The organism is Methanoregula sp. (assembly GCF_002835825.1).
Taxonomy (GTDB): Archaea; Halobacteriota; Methanomicrobia; order Methanomicrobiales; family Methanospirillaceae; genus Methanoregula.
Genome location: NZ_PIZH01000365.1, coordinates 1 through 2,154, shown reverse-complemented (window position 1 = coordinate 2,154; position 2,154 = coordinate 1). Strand labels below are relative to the sequence as shown.

Here is a 2,154-nt window from a genome sequence, read left to right as displayed (position 1 = left end):
GTGCTGCTAGGGATTGTGTTCTCAGTCCATAGCCTGGCAATGGAGCGCTCGAAGCAGTTGTTCTGCGGGCTGGCCGACCGTTTCTACAAGCGTGTCCGTCTCATGGATGGTCTCCCTGCCATCAGGATTGCCCTGGTGTCAGTCACCCTCGTGGTCTCGTTTGAGGGGTTTATTACCACCAGTCTCCTGTTCGGGTTCGGTCTATCTCTCTCCAGTGTTGCGACCAGTGCATACGTGGCGGAAATTGCAGATCACGAAAAGATCGGAGCATCCATGGGAGCCCTCTCTTCTGTTATGGATATCGGGCATACAACCGGTCCCGTGGTAACCGGAATCGTAATCGGTATTGCCGGATCCGCAGCTGGATTCACGGCCTGTACACTCCTTGTCCTTGCCGTCATAGGATTTTTTGCATTGTCCGTGCATTCCGTACCGGAACGTGGTTCCTGCGTTCAGGAACCGTAATTCGCAGTGTTATTTGCAGGAGATCTCACGGATAAGTATCCATGTCTCTGATTCATATGACACATTGGGCTCACCTGACACCGGTGTTGATCAGATGGCAATCATTTCAGACCTCGGGTCGATAATCGAACGTAATTCTGAACCGATCAGGTTTGTTGCAAGAACGAACAGGACGATCATGGAACCTGCTGAGAGAGCGATCATGGGTGCCCGGTCAAGAAGGGTCAGTCCCTGGTTGATCATCGTGCCCCACTCCGGTGTCGGGGGCTGGACTCCGAGGCCGAGAAACCCAAGAGAGGTGATGGTGATGATCTTAGCCCCCAGGCCGAGCGTTGCGATCTCGATGATCGGACCGTAACAGTTCGGCAGGATGTGCCGGAAGAGGATGTGCGTGTCGGACGCACCGACCGCTTTTGCGGACTCGACAAAACCGCTGGATTTCACCGACAGAGTACTGACGCGGATCACCCGGGCAAACTTGGCCCACCCGGGAAGTACGATTGCCAGGATGATCCCAAGGGGTGTCGGGCCGATGATGGCGATGATGGGAAGCGCAAGGACAATGGAGGGGAACGCGAGGAAGATGTCCGTTGTCCGCATCAGGGCTCCATCAAGTCTCCGGTAATACCCGGCATACAGCCCGACGAATATTCCAATCAGCACGCAGACAATGGTTGAAATCACGGCAATGGCAAGCGATACCTGCCCCCCATAGACGATCCTGCTGAAGACACACCGCCCGAACTGGTCCGTTCCAAACGGATAGGTGAGCGATGGCGGAGCAAACCGGTTTTCCAGGTCCTGTTCCGCCGGGTCGTGCGGTGCAATAAATGGCGCAAGGATGGTGATGAGACAGAGTGCAGTAAATATCACCAGGCCTGACAGGAGGATTCGGTTTTTCCGCACAACATCCCATGCGCCCGCCACAGAGGAGAAATACCCTGCACTGTCGAAAGTAACCGCCTCCATCTCAGACCTCCTCGTACCGGATAGCGGGATTGAGATAGATATACGACAAGTCAACGAAGAGATTGATCACAACGAAAATGAGGGCGAAGGTTATCATGCACCCCTGCAGGATCATGATATCCCTCGTCCCGACGGCGTCCACAGTGAGCCTCCCGATGCCCGGAAGAGCAAAGATACTCTCCACGATGACCGCTCCCCCAAAAAGCCAGCCGAACTGCGTGCCCATGTAGGTCAGGACCGGCAGCATAGCATTCTTGATCGCATGACGGGTAATGATTGTGTTACGGGACAATCCCTTTGCTCGCGCGGTCTGGATATAGTTTTGCTCAAGGACCTCGAGCATGCTTGTCCTCATAATCCGCGAAGTCATCGCGATCAGGCCGACAGATAGTACAACGGAGGGGAGGATGAAGTACTGGATTCCCTCACTTCCGGCAACCGGAAGCATCCTCAGTTCGATAGCAAAGATGAGGAGAAGCACAATCGCGAGGAAAAATTCCGGGGTTGAGTTTCCCAGTACCGAGATAATTCTGCAGATGTGATCGATGATCCCGTTCTGCCGCACAGCGGCAATAATCCCAAGAGGAATGCCGACAATGATGGAGATTGACATCGCAAGCACCGAGAGCAGAATAGTTGTCGGGAGATAGTACAGTATTTCGGTGAGCGTGCTCCGGTGGGAAAGGTACGAGGACCCAAGATCTCCCTGAACAGCACGGG

The 2,154-nt window shown here is 54.4% G+C and carries 3 protein-coding genes; 1 reads left to right on the top strand and 2 read right to left on the bottom strand.

Annotated elements, in window-relative coordinates:
* Window positions 1-465, top strand: a 465-nt coding sequence (locus tag CW742_RS11100; RefSeq protein ID WP_292420376.1) for an MFS transporter, incomplete at its 5' end; no start/stop codon positions are given.
* Window positions 466-555: 90 nt separating this feature from the next.
* On the opposite strand, the gene CW742_RS11095 is transcribed toward CW742_RS11100, so the two are convergent.
* A complete protein-coding gene (locus CW742_RS11095; protein WP_292420375.1) occupies window positions 556-1,434 on the bottom strand; it encodes an ABC transporter permease in 879 nt (292 codons plus the stop codon).
* A 1-nt stretch (window position 1,435) separates the two neighbouring features.
* The coding region (locus CW742_RS11090; protein ID WP_292420373.1) for an ABC transporter permease at window positions 1,436-2,154 on the bottom strand (719 nt) is incomplete at its 5' end.